Consider the following 20,117-nt stretch of genomic DNA (forward strand, 5'->3'; position numbering starts at 1 on the left):
GTCTCCTGGCTTCCGGCTCGGTGCGCCCACGCGGGCTGATCCGGCCCCGCTCCTTAGGCGACCCTCAGGGATGTGTTCGTGCCATCTTGCCTGCTCGGTAACCAAGTGCGCGACCCGCGGCGACTGTGCTGCACACCTCATCCCCGCGGGTGGACAAGCTCACGGTCTGGGCCAGACTGGGCGGTGGGGTCTGGCCAGCGTCGGGGGACGCGGTCGCCCCGACGAGGGGGAGACGGAGTGACGGGCGACACACCGGCCCCGGCGGGCATGCGTAACGAGTACGCCGCCGACCTGGGCCTTTCCGAACCGGACCTGGCGCCGGACTGGCACACCCAGTTCGGCCGCTGGTTCGCCGACGCGGTGGCGTACCCGCTGCCCGAACCGAACGCGATGGTGGTCGCCACCGCCGACGCCGAGGGCCGCCCGAGCGCCCGCACCGTCCTGCTCAAGGGGTACGACCCGGACGGCTTCGTCTTCTACACCAACTACGGGTCCCGCAAGGGCGCCGAGGCGGCCGCCAACCCGTGGGCCAGCCTGGTCTTCCCCTGGTTCCCGATGCAGCGCCAGGTGGTGGTCACCGGGCGGGTGGCGCGGGTGGACCGGGCCGAGACCGAGGCGTACTTCGCCAGCCGGCCGCGTGGCTCCCAGCTCGGCGCCTGGGCCAGCAGCCAGTCCCGGGTCGTCCCCGAGCGGGCCGCGCTGGACGCGGCGTACCGGGCGGCGGCGGAGCGGTTCGCCGACGTGGAGCCGATCCCCGCCCCGCCGCACTGGGGCGGGCTGCGGGTCCGGCCGGAGACGGTGGAGTTCTGGCACGGCCGGGTCAGCCGGTTGCACGACCGGCTGCGGTTCCGCCGTACCGAGGGCGGCGACTGGATCACCGAGCGGCTGGCGCCGTGACCGGAGTGAAGGAGGCCCGGCCGCGCGGATCGCGCCGCTGGGCGATCGACCTGCGTCCGCTGAGTGTGCCCGCGTACCGGCGGGTCTGGCTCGGCAACGGCGTGGCGATGTTCGGCTTCCAGTTCACCGCGGTCGCCGTACCGGTCGAGATGTTCGCCCTGACCGGCGGCTCGTTCTGGGTCGGGCTGCTCGGCGTGGCCGGGTTCCTGCCGCTGCTGGTCTTCGGGCTGTGGGGAGGGGCGGTCGCCGACGCCCGGGACCGGCGCCAGGTGCTGCTCGCCGCCGGCGGGCTGCTCTGGGCGTCGACTCTGGCCCTGCTGCTCCAGTCGGTGTTCCGGGTGGGCAGCCCGACGCTGCTGCTCGCCCTGGTCGCGGCGCAGTCGATCGCCTTCGCGATCACCTCACCGGCCCGCAGCGCGATCCTGCCGCGGCTGGTGCCGCCCGAGTTGGTGCCGGCGGCCAGCACGCTGAACTTCACCACGTTCACCGCGACCTCGGTCTTCGGGCCGCTCACCGCCGGCCTGATCTTCGCCACCTGGCGGATCGACGTCGGGCTGCCGATCGCGTACGCGGTGGACGCGCTGCTGTTCACCGTCTCGCTCTGGGCCACCCTGCGCCTGCCGGCGATGCCGCCCGAGCCCGACCCGGACGGCGACGGCACGCCGCGGAAGGCGGGACTCGCCAGCATCGTGGACGGGTTCCGCTACCTGGCCACCACGCCGGTGCTGCTGCTGTCGTTCGCCATCGACCTGATCGCGATGGTCCTGGCCATGCCGCGGGCGCTCTTCCCCGAGGTGGCGCAGGAGCGGCTCGGTGGTGCCGCAGCCGTCGGCTGGCTCTACAGCGCCATCGCCATCGGCGCGATGGTGGGCGGGCTGACCTCCGGCTGGATCGGCCGGCTGCGGCGGCAGGGGCTGGCGCTGGTGCTGGCCGTGGTGGGCTGGGGCATCGCGATCGCCCTGGCTGGGCTGGCCCGCCAGCTCTGGCTGGTGGTGCTGCTGCTCGGCCTGGCTGGGGCCGCCGACCTGGTCAGCTCGGTGCTGCGGCAGTCGATGCTGTTGATCTACGCGCCGGACCGGATGCGCGGCCGGCTCCAGGGCGTGAACACCGTGGTGGTCGCCGGTGGTCCACGCCTGGGCGACCTGCGGGCCGGCACGATGGCCGCCGGCTTCGGCGCCGGCGTCGCCTGGGTGGGCGGCGGCCTCGTCTCGGCCGTCCTCGCCGTGCTGCTGGTGGTGGCCTTCCCGGCCCTGCTCCGCTACCGGGCCGCCAGCACGGCGGACGCCGAGCGGAAGTGAGCCGCCTCCCGTGCCGGCCGGCGGGCTGAGTCCGGCGCGGGTTGGGGCCGACGGGCTAAGGTCGCCGGCATGGAGAACGCCGTGAACCGGTCGCCCTCGGGGGCACAGTGGACCATCGCCGCCGACGGCCACGAGGCGGTCGTCGTCGAGGTGGGTGGCGGGCTGCGCGCGTACCGGCACGACGGGGTGAACTACCTCGACGGGTACGGGGCGGACGAGCTCTGCCCCGGCGGGGCCGGCCAGGTGCTGGCCCCGTGGCCGAACCGGATCCGGGACGGCGCGTACACCTTCGCCGACCGGTCGCTGCAGCTCGACCTGAGCGAGCCGTCCCGCAACAACGCCCTCCACGGGCTGGTCAACTGGGCGTCCTGGCACCTGATCGAGCAGGCGGCGGACAGCGTCACGGTCGGCTACGAACTGCCGGCGAGGCCCGGCTACCCGTGGCCGCTGCGGCTACGTACCCGGTGGCGGGTCGGGGCGGGCGGGCTGCGGGCCGAGCACGAGGTGACGAACCTGGCCGGCGAGCCGGCGCCGTTCGGCTTCTCGGTGCACCCCTACCTGCGGCTGCCGAAGACCGGCGTGGCGGAGTCGTTGCTGCGGGTGCCGGGGCGGATCCGGGTGCTGGTGGACAGCCGGCTGCTCCCGATCGGGGCGACCGGGGTGGGCGGCAGTGAGTACGACTTCACCGCGCCCCGCCCGATCGGCGACGCGGTGCTCGACGTGGCCTTCGGCGACGTCGAGCGGGACGCCGACGGCGGCTCGGCGGTGACCCTCGCCACGCCGGACGGCTCGGCCCGGCTGCACGTCTGGGCGGACCGCGAGTTCGGCTGGTGGCAGGTCTTCACCGGGGACACGCTCAGCGGGGAGCGGCACCGCCGCTCGGTCGCCATCGAGCCGATGACCTGCCCGCCGGACGCGTTCCGCTCCGGGCGGGACCTGATCGTGCTGGCTCCCGGCCAGACCTGGCGGGGTGCCTGGGGCGTCCGGCCCGAGGCCTGAGCATGGAGTTCGCCGACGTCGTCCGGCGCCGCCGGATGGTCCGCAACTACGACCCGGACCGGCCGGTCCCGCCGGAGGTGGTGGACCGGCTGCTGGCGCACGCGATCCGGGCGCCCTCGGCGGGCTTCGCCCAGGGCTGGGGCTTCCTGGTGCTGGAGGAGCCGGCGGACCGGGAGCGGTTCTGGGCGGCGGCCACCCCGGGCGGTGGCGGCCGGGAACGCTGGCTGGCCGGGATGCGTCGGGCCCCGCTGATCGTGGTGCCGCACGCCAACCGTTCCGCCTACCTGGATCGCTACGCCGAGCCGGACAAGGGGTGGGCGGATCGCGCCGAGGACCGCTGGCCGGTGCCCTACTGGTACGTGGACACCGGCTTCGCCGCGTTGCTGATGCTGCTCACCGCCGTGGACGAGGGCCTGGGCGGGTGCTTCTTCGGCATCCCGCCGCAGCGGATCGGGGCGTACCGGGAGGCGTTCAAGGTGCCGGACGACTACCAGCCGATCGGCGCGGTCACGATCGGTTACCAGGCGCCCGACCACCGGTCACCGTCGCTGCGCCGGGGACGGCGGCCGGTGGACGAGGTGGTCCGGCGCGGCCGCTGGAGTTGAGCTGGTTCCCCCGGTCCGGCGGCGGGGTGTCGGCGGGGGAGAAACCGACATGAGGGAGTAAAACGCGGTGTGGCAGGTGCCGCTAGGCTGGCACGGACATCATCAGCTGCCCCGGAGCGCCCGCCGCGATCGGCGGGGCGTCGGGGCGGATCCGGCCTTGGGGGAGGGGAGCGCGCCGTGATCTTCAGAGCGGTCCGGGACGGGCGTCCCTACCCGGAGCACAACCTCACGCTCAAGCAGTGGGCGGAGATCCCGCCGCGCCCGCTGCGGCTGGACCAGCTCATCACCACCAAGCGGGAGTTGGCGCTGGACAAGCTCCTCGCCGAGGACTCCACCTTCTACGGCGACCTCTTCCCGCACGTGGTGCAGTGGAACGGCGGCCTCTACCTGGAGGACGGCCTGCACCGGGCGCTGCGCGCGGCGCTCCAGCAGCGCAACCAGATCCACGCCCGGGTGCTGGTGCTCAGCGGTCAGCCCGAGTGACGGTTTCCTGAGGATTCGTTAAGGTGGCGGCCATGAGCGCGTTGGACCTGCTGTACGTTGACGCGTCCCTCGGCGAGGAGGAGCGGCAGATCCGCGCCGTCGTGCGCCAGGTCGTGGACGACTGGGTACGCCCGCACGTCGCCGGCTGGTACGAGGACGGCCAGGTGCCGGCCCGCGAGCTGGCCCGGGAGTTCGGCAAGCTCGGCCTGCTCGGCATGCACCTGACCGGGTACGGCTGCGCCGGCGCGTCGGCCGTCGCGTACGGGCTGGCCTGCCTGGAGTTGGAGGCCGGCGACTCCGGGGTCCGCTCGCTGGTCTCGGTGCAGGGCTCGCTGGCCATGTACGCGATCTGGCGCTACGGCAGCGAGGAGCAGAAGCAGCGCTGGCTGCCGGCCATGGCGGCCGGCGAGGCGATCGGCTGCTTCGGGCTTACCGAGCCGGACCACGGCTCCGACCCGGCCTCGATGACCACCCGGGCCCGCCGGGACGGCGACGACTGGATCCTCAACGGCACCAAGATGTGGATCACCAACGCGCCGATCGCCGATGTCGGGGTGATCTGGGCGCGCACCGACGACAGGGTGCGCGGCTTCGCCGTACCGATGGACACGCCCGGGGTGACGGCGCGCGAGATCCGGCACAAGATGTCGCTGCGCGCTTCGCTGACCGGGGAGGTCGTCCTCGACGACGTCCGGCTCCCGGCGGACGCCCGGCTGCCCGAGGCGATCGGGCTGAAGGCGCCGCTGAGCTGCCTCACCGAGGCCCGGCACGGCATCGTCTGGGGGGCGCTCGGCGCGGCCCGGGATTGCCTGGAAACCGCCCTGTCGTACGCGACCACCCGGACGCAGTTCGGCCGGCCGCTGGCCGGTTTCCAGCTCACCCAGGCCAAGCTCGCCGACATGGCCGTCGAGTGGAACAAGGGCCTGCTGCTGGCGCTGCACCTGGGCCGGCTCGCCGACGCCGGGAAGCTCCGCCCCGAGCAGGTCAGCGTCGGCAAGCTGAACAACGTGCGGGAGGCGCTGGCGATCGCCCGGCAGTGCCGGACCATCCTCGGCGCCAACGGGATCTCCGGCGAGTACCCGGTCATGCGGCACGCCAACAACCTGGAGAGCGTGCTGACCTACGAGGGCACCTCGGAGATCCACCAACTGGTCATCGGGCAGCGCCTGACCGGGCTCTCCGCGTTCGCCTGACCTGCGGTTTTCGACTGCGCCGCCGCTCGGCGGGCGGGTGTCGTACCGGGGCCTTACCGTCATTCTCAGGCGCTGTGTCTGACGAGGACGGTGAGGGCGATGGCCCGCGACGGTGACATCAACGAGCCCACCAGGGAGTTCCCCGGCTACCCGACCAGTGACGATCTCAGGGCCCGGTCGGCCGTCACAGCCGATCCCGCGCCGGGCGTCCCGCCGTCGGCGGGTGGCCCGGTCCGTGGCCTGCTCTGGGTGCTCGGCGCGGCCGCGCTGGCCGTGGTGGTGTTGCTCGGCGTGCAGGCCACCGGGATCCTGCCGGAGTTCCGCAACCCGTTCGCCAAGGAGCAGACCGACCGCAGCCAGCCGCCGCTGCTCAAGTCGATCCGGGATCTCAGCCGGTACGTCGCCGCCGAGGGCGACTTCCAGGTCGTGGTCGACCTGCAGAACGACCGGAGGAACGTGCCAGACTTCCTGCTCAACGAGCGGACCCTGTTCGTCGGGGCGGGCCGGGTCGAGGCGTACGTCGACTTCTCGAAGATCGCCGAGGGGGCGATCGTGGAGTCCGCCGACAAGAAGTCGGTGGAGATCAAGCTGCCCGCGCCGCAGCTCGGGGAGACCAACCTCGACCTGGAGAAGAGCTACGTCTTCGCCGAGCAGCGCGGCCTGATCAACCGGCTCAACGACCTGGTGGCCGGCAACCCCAACCGGCAGCAGCAGGTCTACCAGTTGGCCGAGGACCGGATCACCGCCGCCGCCCGGGACAGCGGGCTCACCGCCCGGGCCGAGGAGAACACCCGCAAGATGCTGGAGGGCCTGCTCCGCTCCCTCGGCTACCAGAAGATCACGGTCACCTACACGGCCCCCTGACCCTCCCGGCGTCGGCGCCCGCCCCGAGTTCGGGGCGGGCGCCGCGCTGTCCCCTGCCGCAGGCGCGCCCGTAGCGGCGGCAGTTTCGGGGAAGTTGCTGCCTCAGGCGTGGCGGAGCGAGCAACTTCCCCGATGTTGCCGGCCCGTCCGCCCTCCCGGGCGGGCGGTGGTGGGGTGGGTGTCAGTGGCGGGTGGGGGCGAGGTAGCGGTCCTCGTTGGGCATCAGGATCCAGAGGATCAGGTAGATGATCACCTGGGTGCCGGGCAGCAGCAGGGACAGCAGGAACAGCAGCCGGACCAACCCGGCCGACATGCCGAACCGCTGCGCCAGGCCGGCGCAGACACCGGCGAGCATGCGCCCCTGGCGGGGCCGGACCAGTTTGCGACTCATCGTCGTACTCCCACTCTGCGGCGGATCCGCCGCGCTGATTCCACGCTAGGGACGGGTGCGAGCCGCGCCCTCGGCCCCGAGGAGGATCGGTGACCTGGGCACCCGTAGGTGCTTACCCCGCCAGGTTCCGCCGACCCGCGCCGGGCAACGACCTCGCTGGCGTGTCCACCACTCACGTCCGGCCGAGCGTGCTTCGCCGGATGACCGGCCAGCGCCGCGGCGGTGTGCAGCGACGCCGCGACGACGGTCAGCGGTCGCTGCCTGCGCTCGCTGGCGGCGCGGCACCGCACACCGCGCGCGGATCGCTGAAGATCGTGCTCGATCCTGGATTCAGTGCCATCCCGGTCGCGCCGAGGCCACTACTTCCTGGATCGAGCACGATCTCGGCGTGGGGCGTGGGGCGTGGGGCGTGGGGCGTGGGGCGTGGGGACGCGGTGACGCGGTGACGCGGGGGAGACGGGCCGGGGTGCAGGGTCGGTGTGCGGGGTCGCGGGCGGGGGCTGACCTGGGCGGGTAGGCTCGCCGGTCGGGCGCCCACACCCCGGGTGCCGCCCGCCGTCCCCGGACCGGGGTCGGCACCACCGGGCCGGACCCGCAACCGGGTACGACGGCGAGGAAAGTGCAGCCATGATCAGTGTTTTCGACCTCTTCAGCGTCGGCATCGGGCCGTCCAGCTCGCACACCGTAGGGCCGATGCGCGCCGCCCGCACGTTCGTGGCCGGGCTCAAGGCGGACGGGCTGCTCACCGACACCGCCCGGGTGCAGGCCGAGCTCTTCGGCTCGCTGGGCGCCACCGGACACGGCCACGGCAGCGACCGCGCGGTGCTGCTCGGGCTGGAGGGCGAGGCGCCGGAGACGGTCGACACGGACTCGGTCGGGCCGCGGGTCGAGCGGATCCGGGCCGAGCGCCGGCTCAGCCTGCTCGGCACCCACGAGATCGACTTCGACCCGGACCGGGACCTGGTGCTGCACCGCCGCCGCTCGCTCCCGTACCACCCGAACGGGATGACCTTCGTGGCGTACGACGCGGCCGACGCGGCGATCAGGGCACGGACCTACTACTCCGTCGGCGGCGGGTTCGTGGTCGACGAGGCGGCCGCCGGGGCGGACCGGATCAAGCCGGACAGCACCCGCGTCCGGTACCCGTTCCTGACCGGCGCGGAGCTGCTGGCGGTCACCACCGGCAACGGCCTGTCGATCAGCGAGGTGATGCTCGCCAACGAGCTGTCCTGGCGCAGCGAGGCGGATGTCCGGGCCGGGTTGCTGGAGATCTGGCGGGTGATGCGGGACTGCGTCACCCGCGGCTGCGAGCGGGACGGCGTCCTGCCGGGCGGGCTGAAGGTCCGCCGCCGGGCGGCCGAGCTGCGCCGGAGCCTGGAGGCGGAGGCCGACGCCACCGATCCGCTGCGCGCGATGGACTGGGTCACCCTGTTCGCGCTCGCGGTGAACGAGGAGAACGCGGCCGGCGGGCGGGTGGTGACCGCCCCGACCAACGGCGCCGCCGGGATCATCCCGGCCGTGCTGCACTACTACACCCGGTTCGTGCCGGGCGCCTCCGAGGACGGCGTGGTCCGCTTCCTGCTCGCGGCCGGCGCGATCGGGGTGCTGTTCAAGGAGAACGCGTCGATCTCCGGGGCCGAGGTCGGCTGCCAGGGCGAGGTCGGCTCGGCCTGCTCGATGGCCGCGGCCGGGCTGGCTGAGGCGCTGGGCGGCACTCCCGCCCAGGTGGAGAACGCGGCCGAGATCGGTATGGAGCACAACCTCGGGCTCACCTGCGACCCGGTCGGCGGCTTGGTGCAGATCCCGTGCATCGAACGGAACGCGGTGGCCAGCATCAAGGCGATCACGGCCGCCCGGCTGGCGCTGCGCGGTGACGGGGTGCACGCCGTCTCGCTGGACAAGGTCATCAAGACCATGCGGGAGACGGGCGCGGACATGAAGGTCAAGTACAAGGAGACGGCGCGGGGCGGCCTCGCGGTCAACGTGATCGAGTGCTGAACCCGAAGGGGTGACCCGACCGGTAGCCCTGCCGGCGGACGTCGGTCAGGGTGAGGATGGGACGGTGACGACAGGCGTCGCCGCGCTCTGGTCGGCCCGCAACTCGCTGCGCATCCTGGTCAAGCGGGATCTCGCGGTGAAGTACCAGCAGTCCGTGCTGGGCTACTTCTGGTCGCTCATCGAGCCGCTCGGCATGGGCCTGATCTACTGGTTCGTCTTCGGCGTGCTCTATTCCGGTGCCACCCGGGGGCACCTGGGCACCGCGGCCGGGTCGTACCCGCTCTTCCTGATCACCGGGATCTTCGCCTGGATGTGGGCCAGTTCGGCGCTCACCGAGGCGACGAACGCGCTGACCGGACAGGCTCGGCTGATCACCACGATGAACGTGCCCCGGCAGGTCTTCCCGATCGGCCGGGTCACCGGCCGGTTCGCCGAGTACGCCGCCGGCCTGCCCATCCTGGCCGGCATCGCGGCGGTCTACGCGATGCACGGGAAGATCCACGTCGGGTGGAACCTGCTCGCCCTGCCGCTGGCCGTGTCGGTGCAGTTCGTGCTGCTGTCGGGGATCGCGTTGCTGCTGTCGGCGCTCAACGTGCTGATGCGCGACATCGAGCGCTTCATGCGGCTGATCATCCGGGTGCTCTTCTACGCCACCCCGATCATCTACCCGCTCGGCCTGGTCCGCGGCTCGGGCATGCCGGCCTGGGTCAAGCTCCTCTACGAGTTGAACCCGCTGGTCGGCATCTTCCAGTTGCACCACGCGATCTGGTATCCGGACCAGTTCCCCGACGCCCGGCTGCTCACCATCACCGTGGTGGGCAGCGTGCTGGTGCTGGCGGTCGGCTGGTGGTCGTTCCGCCGGCTGGAACCGGCCGTGCTCAAGGAACTCTGAATGACGGCCCGCATCGAGGCGACATGACGGCCATCATCGAGGCGGCGGGGCTGGGCATCCGGTTCGTCCGGAACCGGCGCCGCCAGCTGCGGCTGCGGGAGCTGCTGATCCACCGGGGCGGGCGGAACTCGGACGCCGGCCAGTTCTGGCCGCTGCGCGACGTGTCGTTCCGGATCCAGCCGGGCGAGACGGTCGGCGTGGTCGGTCGCAACGGCACCGGCAAGAGCACCCTGCTGCGGCTGATCGCCGGGGTGCTGATCCCGGACGAGGGCCGGATCCGGGTACGCGGCGAGGTGGCCCCGCTGCTGGAGCTGTCCGCGGGCTTCTCCAACGACCTGACCGGCCGGGAGAACCTGTACCTGGTGGGCGGGCTGCACGGGCTGTCGACGGGCTACCTGCGGCGGCACTTCGACGAGATCGTGTCGTTCGCCGGGGAGCAGGTCGAGCGGTCCATCGACACCTCGGTCCGGCACTACTCGTCGGGGATGAAGGTGCGGCTGGGCTTCGCGGTCATCGCCCATCTGCCCCACCCCATCCTGTTGGTGGACGAGGTGACCGCGGTCGGGGACGCGGAGTTCCGCGCGAAGTGCTATGCGACCATCGAGCGACTTCTCGCGGAAGGGCGCACGCTGGTGCTGGTGTCACACAACGAAAAGGACCTCACCCGGTTCTGCCGTCGGGGGCTTTACCTCGACGCGGGGCGGCTGACCGTCGACGGGACCATTGACGAGGCGCTGCACGCGTACGCCAGCGCCGCGCAGCGGTGACCCTCGCGATCGTGCTCGCCGCCGACCCGGCGGCGGGCCTGACCACCGAGGCCGGCGAGCGCCTCGTCGACCGGCTGGCCGGGCAGTGGCGGCGGGCCGGCGCGAGCGACGTGCGGGTGGCCGCCGATCTGCTCGAGCTGGCCTCGCTGGTGGCCGGCGCTAGCGGCCCGGTGCTGGTCAGCGGGGCCGACCTGGTGGCGCACACGGCCGTGCTCCGGCATCTGGCGACCAGCCCGGTGGGGCCCGCGGTGGCGCTGGTGCTCACCGACCCGCCGCGAGACGGGCAGGTGACGGTCCGGGAGGAGCGCGGCCAGGTGGTGGCGGCCGGCGACCTGGCGGACGCGACCGGCGTGTTCGGCGGCGCGCTGCGGGTCGGCCCGAACGACCTGCCGGCCCTCGCCGCCGCCGCGCAGGCGGTCGCCGGCGCCGAGGGCGGACCGGCGTCCGCGGTGGACCGGCTCTTCGCCGAACTCGCGGCGTGCGGCCCGCTGATCTTCGCCCACCGGGTACGCCTGCTCGTGGCGCACCGGGTCGGCACCGCCGCCGAGCTGGGCGCGGCCGAGGCGGCCGTGCAGGCGGTCGACGAGGACCGGGCCGAGCTGCGGCTGTCGGTGAAGGAGCGGGACGACTTCTTCACCACGTTCTTCGTCAGCACCTGGTCCCCGTACGTGACGAAGGCCGCCGCCCGGCTGCGGCTCAGCCCGACCGCGGTGACCATGATCTCGGTGGCCTTCGCGGTGGCCGCCGCGGTGCTCTTCGGCCTCGGCGGGCGGCCCGCGCTGGTCGCCGGGGCGGTTCTGCTCTACCTGGGCTTCGTGCTCGACTGCGTGGACGGCCAGCTGGCCCGCTACACCCGGCAGTTCAGTGCCTGGGGCGGCTGGCTGGACACCATGGCCGACCGGGCGAAGGAGTACGTGGTCTACGCCGGCCTCGGCTACGGCGCCACCCACGCCGGCTTCCGGTACGGCTGGGCGCTGGCCATCGCCGCGATGACCCTGCAGACCGTGCGGCACATGACCGACACCTGGTACGGCGTGCTGCACGACGAGGCGGCCCGGCGGCCCCGCCCGGCGACCGGGGAGGCAGGCGGCATCGGCGGCAAGCTGAACGCCGCCTCGACGAAGGTGCAGGCGGACACCGGGTCGGTGTCGTACTGGCTGAAGCGGACGGTGGTCTTCCCGATCGGCGAGCGGTGGGCGCTAATGGCGGTGACCGCCGCGCTCTTCGGCCCGCTCGTCGCGCTCTGCGCGGTGCTGGCCTGGGGGACGCTGGCGTTCGCGTACACCGGGGCGCTGCGGACCCTGCGGGCCCGCTGGATGCGGGTGCCGGTGATGGCGACGGTCGACCGCACCCTGCACCGCGACGACGGGCCGCTGGCCCGGACGCTGCCGGTGGTGCGCGGTCCGCTGGTGGTGGCGGTGCTCGGCGCGCTCGGCGCGGCGGCGCTGCTGCTCTGGGCGCTGTCGACCGTCCATGCCGGCCATCGGCTGCCGGGTTGGGCGGTGCCGGTCGGGCTGCTGGTGCTGCTGGTCGCCGGGTTCGGCGCCCGGGCGGCGCACGACAGGCCGCTGGACTGGCTGGTCCCGGCCGCGCTGCGGGCCGGGGAGTACCTGTTCGCGATCGCCGCCGGCGTGGCCGGCCGCGCGCCCGCCTGGCTGATCTTCGGGTACGTCTTCGTGCTCACCCTGCACCACTACGACCTGACCGCCCGGCTGGAGAAGCGGCAGGTGGCGCCGCCGCTGCATCCCGCCACGTTCGGCTGGGAGGGGCGGTCGGCGCTGCTGGCGGTGGCGGCGTTCGTCGGATATGCGAGTATCGGTCTGGTTACACTCGGTACGTACCTTCTCGTGGTTTTTGTCGCGAGCGTGGTCCTCGCCTGGGTGGTCCTGCCGGCCCGCGCCCGACGCACGCCGGTCCCGGTGGGTGGGGGTGACCGCTCGCCGGGCTGACGGAGGGCCGGCCGGGATGACTCTGCTCAGCTTCGTCGTACCGGCCTTCCGGGTGCAGGGCTACCTGCGGGAGTGTCTCGACTCGATCCTCGACCAGCCGTACGACGACCTCGAGGTGATCGGGGTCGACGACGCCTCGCCGGACCACACCGGCGAGATCCTGGCCGAGTACGCGGAGCGCGACCCCCGGGTCCGGCCGGTCCGGCTCGCCGAGAACGCCGGGCTCGGTCCGGCCCGCAACGCCGGGCTGGACCGGGCCACCGGCACGTACCTCTGGTTCGTCGACGGCGACGACTGGCTGGTCCCCGGCTGCCTGCCGCACGTGGCCGACCGGCTGCTGGCCACCCGCCCGGACGTGCTGATCGTCGACCACGTCCGGGCGCACTGGAACAACCTCGGCACCCGCAGCGCGATGCGCGAGGTGTTCCCCGAGCCGCCCGGCGAGGCGACGTTCCGGCTGCGCGACCGGCCGGAGACGCTGGGCCTGCTGCACACCGCCTGGAACAAGCTGGTCCGGCGGGAGCTCCTGGTCGAGCGGGGGCTGCGCTTCGCGCCCGGCTGGTACGAGGACGTCTCGTTCAGTTACCCGGTGCTGATGGCGGCCGAGCGGATCGGCGTGCTGGACCGGGTCTGTCTCAACTACCGGCAGCGCCGGACCGGGGCGATCACCCGTACCCGGGGCGACCGGCACTTCGAGGTGTTCGCCCAGTGGCACCGGGTGTTCCGGCTGATGGACCGGTGGGGGCCGGAGACGGAACCGCTGCGCCCCGCGGTCTTCGAGCGGATGATCTGGCATTACCTGACCGTGCTGGGCAACGGCGCGCGGATCGCCCCCGAACTGCGGCCCGCGTTCTTCACCCAGATCCACGACGATTACGTGCGCCTCCGGCCGCCCGGCGGCTACCCGGTGCCACCCGGCGTGGACGGGCTCAAGCACCGACTGGTGGCGGCCGGGCGATGGCGTACGTTCAGCGCGCTGCGCGGCGCCCACCAGGCCGAGGAGACCGCGCGGCGCTCGGCGCGCCGGACCCGGCGGCGGGTGCTGCCGGTGGCGCGGCGGACCGCCGGCCGGACCCGGGACGCCGCGTTGGGCGAGTACTACCGGGTCGAGTTACGCCGGCCGCTCGACCCGAGCCTCGCCGTCTACGCCGCGTACTGGTACCGGGGGTACGCCTGCAACCCGGCCGCGATCTACGCCGCCGCGCGCCGCCTCGCCCCCCAGGTACGCGGCGTGTGGATCGTCCGGCGGGACCGGGTCGACACCCTCCCGCCCGGGGTGGAGTACGTGGTCGCCGGCACCCGGGCCTACTACCGGGTGCTGGCCCGGGCCCGCTGGCTGGTCAACAACGTGAACTTCCCGGACTTCGTCCGGAAGCGACCGGGCTCGGTGCACCTGCAGACGCACCACGGCACCCCGGTCAAGGTGATGGGGCTGGACCAGCAGCGGTACCCGATGGGCGCGATGGAGATGGACTTCGCCGACCTGCTGCGCCGGGTGGACCGCTGGGACTACAGCGTCAGCTCGAACAGCTTCTCGACGCAGATGTGGGAGCGGGCGTACCCGGCCGGGTACACCACGCTGGAGGTCGGCTACCCGCGCAACGACCGGCTGGCCACGGCCACCCCGGCGGAGTGCCGCCGGGCCCGGGCCGGGCTGGGCATCGGCCCCGACGAGTTGGTGGTGCTCTACGCGCCGACGCACCGGGAGCATCTGCCCGGCTGGCGGCCGCCGTTCGACCCGGACCGGATGCGCGCCGTGCTCGGCCCGTCCGGCCGGTTGCTGATGCGCAGCCACTACTTCCACGACCGGGATCGGCGTCCCCGTGGCCGGTTCGCCGGCGGGGTGCTGGACGTGAGCGACCACGATCGGGTGGAGGACCTGTACCTCGCCGCGGACGTGCTGGTCACCGACTACTCCTCGGCGATGTTCGACTACGCCGTGCTGGACCGGCCGATCGTCGTCTACGCCCCCGACTGGGACGCGTACCGGGTGGCCCGGGGGGTCTATCTCGACGTGCTCGTCGAGCCGCCGGGCGCGGTGGCCCTCGACTTCCCGGCCCTGCTCGACGTGTTCCGCTCCGGCGCGGTGCGCGGCGCGGAGGCCGAGCAGGCCCGGCAACGGTTCCGGGCCCGGTTCTGCGCGCTGGACGACGGCCACGCCGCCGAGCGGGTGGTCCGCCGGGTCTTCCTCGACGAGCCGGCCTGAAACCGCTTCCGAACGCCTTAATAGGACGGTCACGAGCCGAACATCACACGTTTACCCGATGTGCGGATTCGATGATTTTGGTCACAGTCATTCCCGGGTTCGGCCGACGAGCTGGGGAGGAGACGGTGACCACCGTCGCGCTCAAGGATGTCACCAAGGTGTTCCAGGACGGGACAGTCGCGGTCGACACCATCAATCTGGACGTCAATGACGGCGAGTTCATGGTGCTGCTCGGCCCCTCCGGCTGCGGCAAGTCCACCGTCCTGCGGATGGTGGCCGGCCTGGAGGACCCGACCTCGGGCGCAGTGATGCTCGACGGCGAGGTCGCCAACGACCTGCCGCCCCGGGACCGGAAGATCGCCATGGTCTTCCAGGACTTCGCGCTCTACCCGCACATGACCGTCGGCGACAACATCGGCTTCCCGCTGCGGCTGGCCGGCGTCGACCAGGCCCCACGTGGGGAGCGGATCCAGGACGTGGCGAGCGCGCTCGGCATCGCGGACGTGCTCGGCCGCAAGCCCAGCCAGCTCTCCGGCGGCCAGCGGCAGCGGGTGGCGATGGGCCGAGCGATCGTCCGCCGCCCCGGGCTGTTCCTGATGGACGAGCCACTCTCCAACCTGGACAGCGGCCTGCGGGCCGAGCTGCGCGCCGAGATCTCCGGGCTGACCCGCGAGCTGGGCGTCACCACCATCTACGTCACGCACGACCAGGCCGAGGCGCTGACCATGGCCGACCGGGTCGCCATCATGCGCAAGGGGGTGCTCCAGGACGTGGGCACCCCCACCCAGGTGTACGGCCGGCCGGCCACCCTCTACGTGGCCGCGTTCCTCGGCAGTCCCCGGATGAACCTGTTGGAGGCGTCGGTCTACGTCCACCTCGACCGGTACGTGGCGTTGAGCCTGGGCGAGCAGTCGCTCTACCTGCCCTGGGACGACATTCGCTCCCGAGCGGTGGCGCACTACCACGGCGAGCGCATCGTCGTCGGGCTGCGGGCCGAGGGGCTCACCCCGATCGCCCCCGGCACCGCCGGCCACGTGCTTCAGGGCCGGATCCGCTACCTGGAGCACCACGGCCACGAGTCGCTGGCCTTCCTCGACATCGGTGCCACCGCGATCGTGGTGGACGAGATGGGCACCCCGGTGGAGACCGGCGAGCCGGGCCAGCGGGGCCTGCGCCGCTTCGGCCAGGTGATGCAGCGCCTCACCGGACGGGCCGGCGACGCCCCGATCTCCGCGCCGCCGAGCGGCGTGCACCGGACCAGCGTGCTCACCGACCCCGGCCGGCACCACCGCCGCCCGGCGGAACTGGCGGTCCGGCTGGCCCCGTACCCGGCGGTGTCGGCCGGGCACCCGCTGGCGGTCCAGGTACGGATGGACGCGCTGCACTTCTTCGACGAGCGCGGCGACCGCATCGACGTCGGCTGGCGCTGAGCGGGGCGGCCGAATTGAGTTGACCGCTTCTCCGCGCGGCTCGAAGGTGTCGGGATGGGGATTGCCATCCGCAACGTCGCGTTCGACTGTGCCGATCCGTACGAGCTGGCGCAGTTCTGGGCCAAGGTCTTCGGCTGCCCGGTCGACCCGCAGTTCGAGCCTGACGACGAGGAGCTCGTCATCGAGCCCCCCGATGGCACGAGGCTCTATTTCCAGCGCGTGCCGGAGCCGAAGACCGTGAAGAATCGCGTGCACATCTGCCTGCAACCGGACGTCCTGCGCGACCAGGAGGTCGAGCGGGTCCGTGGGCTCGGTGCCACCGTCGTCGCCGATCGACGTGAGCCGGACGGCAGCGGCTGGGTCGTGCTGGCCGACCCCGAGGGGAACGAGTTCTGTGTGCTGCGCAGCGGGGCTGAGCGGCATCCCACGGCATAGACCAGGAGCTCGGCCGCTCTTGCCGGCGAAGTTACCGGCGAGTAGCGTGCGGGCATGTCCATCGACTCTCGCCAGGTGGCGGCCGGTCTGCTGGAGGCCGTGCCGTTCGCCCGCACGCTCGGTATCGAATTCGTCGAGGTGGCGCCGGAGGCGGCCGGCGGGGTACGCGCGGTCGTCCGGCTCCCCGACCTCCCGGAGCACCACAACCACGTCGGCGGCCCGCACGCCGGGGCCATGTTCACCCTCGGGGAGACCGCCTCCGGCGCGGTGGTGCTCGCCGCGTTCGGGCAGGTGCTCGACCGGGCGGTGCCGCTGGCCGTGACGGCGACCATCGCGTACCAGAAGGTCGCCCTGGGTCCGGTGCTGGCCACCGCGCGACTGGGACGCACCCCGGCGGAGGTGCTCGCCGAGCTGGACGCGGGACAGCGGCCGGAGTTCCCGGTCGAGGTGGAGATCGGCACCGAGGACGGCACCACCACCTCGGTGCTGACCGTGACCTGGACGCTCCGTCCGAACCGCTGACGCCCGAATCGGGTTTGCCTGGCCGGTTCGGTGGATAGATTCGTACCGTGCTGGGCCTACCCGCCAACGTGACCGCCTGTCTCTTCGACCTGGACGGTGTGCTCACGCAGACCGCCAAGGTGCACAACGCAGCCTGGGCGGAGACCTTCGACGCGTTCCTGCGGCAACGCTCCGCAGCCACCGGCGAGCCGTTCCGCCCCTTCGACCCCGGGCCGGACTACAACCGGTACGTCGACGGCAAACCGCGAGCCGACGGGGTGCGCTCCTTCCTGGCCTCCCGCGGGATCAGCCTGCCCGAGGGCACGCCGGACGACCCGCCGGAGGCGGACACGGTCAACGGGGTGGGCAACCGCAAGAACGTCATCCTGCTCAAGCGGCTGCGCACCGACGGGGTCGAGGTGTACGAAGGCTCGGTGCGCTACCTGGAGGCGGCGGCCCGGGCCGGGCTCCGCCGGGCGGTCGTTTCGGCCAGCGCCAACTGCCAGGCCGTGGTCGAGGCGGCCGGGCTGGACCGGCTGCTGGAGGCGCGGGTGGACGGGCTGGTCGCCCGCCAGCGGGGGCTGCGCGGCAAGCCGTACCCCGACACGTTCCTGGCCGGGGCGGAACTGCTCGGCGTGCCACCGGCGAACGCGGCCGTGTTCGAGGACGCGCTGGCCGGCGTGGCCGCCGGCCGGGCCGGCGACTTCGGATACGTGGTCGGCGTCGACCGGGTCGGCCAGGCCGACGAACTGCGCGCCCACGGCGCCGACGTCGTGGTGACCGACCTGGCCGAGCTGATGACGGAGCCGGCCCGATGATCCGGGAGCGCGCGTATCCGGTCGAGCCGTGGCACGTCCGCGAGGTGCGGCTCGACATGGACGTGCTGGCCCAGTCCGAGTCGGTCTTCGCCCTGTCCAACGGGCACGTGGGGCTGCGCGGCAACCTGGACGAGGGCGAGCCGCACGGACTTCCCGGCACCTACCTCAATTCCTTCTACGAGCTGCGGCCGCTGCCGTACGCGGAGGCCGGTTTCGGCTTTCCCGAGTCCGGTCAGACCATCGTCAACGTCACCAACGGCAAGCTGATCCGGCTGCTCGTCGACGACGAACCGCTCGACGTCCGCTACGGCGAACTCCTCTCCCACGAGCGAGTCCTCGACCTGCGGGCCGGCACCCTTCACCGCGAGCTGCACTGGCGGTCGCCGGCCGGGCGGGAGGTCAAGGTCCGCAGCACCCGGCTGGTGTCCTTCACCCAGCGCTCGGTCGCCGCGATCAACTACGAGGTCGAGGCGGTCGGCGAGCCGATGCGGCTGATCCTCCAGTCCGAGCTGGTGGCCAACGAGACCCTGCCGCCGCAGAGCCGCGACCCGCGGGTGGCCGCCGTGCTGGAGTCGCCGTTGCTGGCCGAGGAGGAGCTCACCACCGACGACGGCGGCCTGCTGATCCACCGCACCAAGGTCAGTGGGCTGCGGGTGGCCGCCCAGATGGCGCACGACGTGAGCGGCCCGGAGCGCACCACGATCGAGTCCGAGGGGTACGAGGACTGGGTCCGCACCACCATCGGCTGTGTGCTCAGGCCGGGCGAGACGCTGCGGGTGGTCAAGTACCTGACGTACGGCTGGTCCAGCAAGCGGTCGTTGCCCGCGCTGCGCGACCAGGTCGGGGCGGCCCTGGCGGCCGCCCGGCTGGACCGCTGGGACGGGCTGCGCCGCGCGCAGCGGGAATACCTGGACGAGTTCTGGGACGCCGCCGACGTGCGGGTGGAGGGTGACCCGGAGGTGCAGCAGGCGGTCCGGTTCGGGCTCTTCCACGTGCTCCAGGCCGGTGCCCGGGCCGAACGCCGGCCGATCTCCGCGAAGGGGCTCACCGGCCCCGGGTACGACGGGCACGCGTTCTGGGACACCGAGATGTTCGTGCTGCCGGTGCTCACGTACACCCAGCCGAACGCGGTGCGGGACGCGCTCTACTGGCGCCACTCGACGCTGCCGCAGGCCCACGAGCGGGCCCGCACGTTGAACCTCAAGGGGGCGGCGTTCCCCTGGCGGACCATCGAGGGACCGGAGTCGTCGGCGTACTGGCCGGCCGGGACGGCCGCGTTCCACATCGCCGCGGACATCGCCGACGCGCTGCGCCGCTACGTGCTCGCCACGGGCGACGAAGGCACGGAACGGGAGATCGGGCTGGAGCTGCTGGTGGAGACCGCCCGATTGTGGCGTTCGCTGGGCCACCACGACCGGTACGGGCGGTTCCACATCGACGGGGTGACCGGCCCCGACGAGTACACCGCCGTCAAGAACGACAACATCTACACCAACCTGATGGCGCAGCGGAACCTGCTCACCGCCGCCGACTGCGCGATACGCCACCGGGACCAGGCGTTCGACCTCGGCGTCACCGACGAGGAGGCGGCCGCCTGGCGGGACGCCGCGAACGCCATGCAGCTGCCGTACGACGACGAACTCCAGGTGCACCAGCAGGTGGAGGGCTTCACCCGGTTGCAGGAGTGGGACTTCGAGCACACCCCGCCGGAGAAGTACCCGCTGCTGCTGCACTACCCGTACTTCGACCTCTACCGCAAGCAGGTCATCAAGCAGGCGGATCTCGTGCTCGCCATGCACTGGCGGGGTGACGCGTTCACCGGCGAGGAGAAGGTGCGCAACTTCCTCTACTACGAGCGGCGGACGGTCCGGGACTCCTCACTGAGCGCCTGCACCCAGGCGGTGATGGCGGCCGAGGTGGGCCACCCGGAGCTGGCCCACCGCTACCTGCGCGAGGCCGCGTTGATGGATCTGCACGACCTCAACGAGAACACCCGCGACGGGGTGCACATGGCCTCACTGGCCGGGGCCTGGATCGCCCTGGTGGCGGGCTTCGGCGGGCTGCGCGACCACGACGGGACGCTCTCGTTCTCGCCCCGGCTGTCCAGCCGGCTCAGCCGCCTGGAGTTCTCCATGCAGTGGCGGTCGATCCGGTTGCGGGTGGACGTCCGGCCGCACCAGACGACGTACTCGCTGCGGCACGCCGGCCCGGACACCGTGTTGGAGCTGCGCCACCACGGCGAGGCGATCCAGGTCACCGGCGACCAGCCGGTCACCGTGCCGGTGCCGCCAGCCCACCCGTCCGGTCCGCCGCCGGAGCAGCCGCCGGGCCGGGCGCCCCTGCTGCACCTACCGGAACAATTCGCCTGAGACGTCCCGGCCCCCGCTCTCG

18 protein-coding genes are annotated in these 20,117 nt (G+C 72.8%); 17 read left to right on the forward strand and 1 reads right to left on the reverse strand.

The window, feature by feature from the left end:
- Positions 1–267: 267 nt before the first annotated feature.
- From pdxH to A6A27_RS36005, 7 genes are all read left to right on the forward strand, one after another.
- The gene (gene pdxH / locus A6A27_RS35975) at positions 268–897 is read left to right on the forward strand and encodes a pyridoxamine 5'-phosphate oxidase (RefSeq protein WP_073839200.1); all 630 of its coding nucleotides are present in this window, start codon (positions 268–270) and stop codon (positions 895–897) included.
- Positions 894–2,195 (forward strand): MFS transporter, encoded by a 1,302-nt coding sequence (locus tag A6A27_RS35980; RefSeq protein ID WP_073839110.1) that lies wholly within the window; start codon positions 894–896, stop codon positions 2,193–2,195. Before pdxH ends, A6A27_RS35980 begins: the two co-directional genes overlap by 4 nt.
- Before the next feature lie 69 nt (positions 2,196–2,264).
- Positions 2,265–3,194: an aldose 1-epimerase family protein gene (locus tag A6A27_RS35985; RefSeq protein ID WP_073839111.1), complete on the forward strand. Its 930-nt coding sequence runs from the start codon at positions 2,265–2,267 to the stop codon at positions 3,192–3,194.
- Positions 3,195–3,196: 2 nt separating this feature from the next.
- Positions 3,197–3,799: a nitroreductase family protein gene (locus tag A6A27_RS35990; protein ID WP_073839112.1), complete on the forward strand. Its 603-nt coding sequence runs from the start codon at positions 3,197–3,199 to the stop codon at positions 3,797–3,799.
- Between the two features lie 177 nt (positions 3,800–3,976).
- Positions 3,977–4,282 carry a type II toxin-antitoxin system VapB family antitoxin gene (locus A6A27_RS35995; protein ID WP_073839113.1) on the forward strand — a complete coding sequence of 102 codons (306 nt, stop codon included), beginning with the start codon at positions 3,977–3,979 and terminating at the stop codon, positions 4,280–4,282.
- Positions 4,283–4,314: 32 nt separating this feature from the next.
- Positions 4,315–5,475, forward strand: a complete 1,161-nt coding sequence (locus tag A6A27_RS36000) for an acyl-CoA dehydrogenase family protein (protein ID WP_073839114.1) — start codon at positions 4,315–4,317, stop codon at positions 5,473–5,475.
- 99 nt (positions 5,476–5,574) lie between these two features.
- On the forward strand, positions 5,575–6,339 hold the full coding sequence (locus tag A6A27_RS36005; RefSeq protein ID WP_073839115.1) for a DUF4230 domain-containing protein: 765 nt from the start codon (positions 5,575–5,577) through the stop codon (positions 6,337–6,339).
- A 181-nt stretch (positions 6,340–6,520) separates the two neighbouring features.
- Here A6A27_RS36005 and A6A27_RS36010 read toward each other — a convergent pair whose 3' ends face one another.
- Positions 6,521–6,730, reverse strand: coding sequence for a PspC domain-containing protein (locus tag A6A27_RS36010; protein WP_073839116.1), 210 nt, complete (start codon positions 6,728–6,730; stop codon positions 6,521–6,523).
- Positions 6,731–7,357: 627 nt separating this feature from the next.
- Here A6A27_RS36010 and A6A27_RS36015 point away from each other — a divergent pair.
- The 10 genes from A6A27_RS36015 (at position 7,358) to A6A27_RS36060 (ending at position 20,095) form a co-directional block, all read left to right on the forward strand.
- A complete protein-coding gene (locus A6A27_RS36015; protein ID WP_073839117.1) occupies positions 7,358–8,728 on the forward strand; it encodes an L-serine ammonia-lyase in 1,371 nt (456 codons plus the stop codon).
- Positions 8,729–8,792: 64 nt separating this feature from the next.
- Positions 8,793–9,620: an ABC transporter permease gene (locus A6A27_RS36020; protein ID WP_073839118.1), complete on the forward strand. Its 828-nt coding sequence runs from the start codon at positions 8,793–8,795 to the stop codon at positions 9,618–9,620.
- Positions 9,621–9,643: 23 nt separating this feature from the next.
- Positions 9,644–10,387 (forward strand): ABC transporter ATP-binding protein, encoded by a 744-nt coding sequence (locus A6A27_RS36025; RefSeq protein WP_073839119.1) that lies wholly within the window; start codon positions 9,644–9,646, stop codon positions 10,385–10,387.
- The gene (locus tag A6A27_RS36030) at positions 10,384–12,336 is read left to right on the forward strand and encodes a DUF5941 domain-containing protein (RefSeq protein WP_073839120.1); all 1,953 of its coding nucleotides are present in this window, start codon (positions 10,384–10,386) and stop codon (positions 12,334–12,336) included. Before A6A27_RS36025 ends, A6A27_RS36030 begins: the two co-directional genes overlap by 4 nt.
- A 16-nt stretch (positions 12,337–12,352) precedes the next feature.
- Complete coding sequence (locus A6A27_RS36035; protein WP_073839121.1) at positions 12,353–14,542, forward strand: bifunctional glycosyltransferase/CDP-glycerol:glycerophosphate glycerophosphotransferase; 2,190 nt, start codon at positions 12,353–12,355, stop codon at positions 14,540–14,542.
- A 125-nt stretch (positions 14,543–14,667) separates the two neighbouring features.
- On the forward strand, positions 14,668–15,972 hold the full coding sequence (locus A6A27_RS36040; protein WP_083673130.1) for an ABC transporter ATP-binding protein: 1,305 nt from the start codon (positions 14,668–14,670) through the stop codon (positions 15,970–15,972).
- 54 nt (positions 15,973–16,026) lie between these two features.
- Entirely contained in the window at positions 16,027–16,407 is a 381-nt protein-coding gene (locus A6A27_RS36045; protein ID WP_073839123.1) for a VOC family protein, read from the forward strand.
- Positions 16,408–16,461: 54 nt separating this feature from the next.
- Positions 16,462–16,929: a DUF4442 domain-containing protein gene (locus A6A27_RS36050; RefSeq protein WP_073839124.1), complete on the forward strand. Its 468-nt coding sequence runs from the start codon at positions 16,462–16,464 to the stop codon at positions 16,927–16,929.
- Between the two features lie 47 nt (positions 16,930–16,976).
- Positions 16,977–17,726: an HAD family hydrolase gene (locus tag A6A27_RS36055; protein ID WP_073839125.1), complete on the forward strand. Its 750-nt coding sequence runs from the start codon at positions 16,977–16,979 to the stop codon at positions 17,724–17,726.
- Entirely contained in the window at positions 17,723–20,095 is a 2,373-nt protein-coding gene (locus tag A6A27_RS36060; protein WP_073839126.1) for a glycoside hydrolase family 65 protein, read from the forward strand. Before A6A27_RS36055 ends, A6A27_RS36060 begins: the two co-directional genes overlap by 4 nt.
- Positions 20,096–20,117: the final 22 nt, after the last annotated feature.

The sequence above is a fragment of the Micromonospora sp. CB01531 genome, assembly GCF_001905095.1.
GTDB lineage: Bacteria > Actinomycetota > Actinomycetes > Mycobacteriales > Micromonosporaceae > Micromonospora.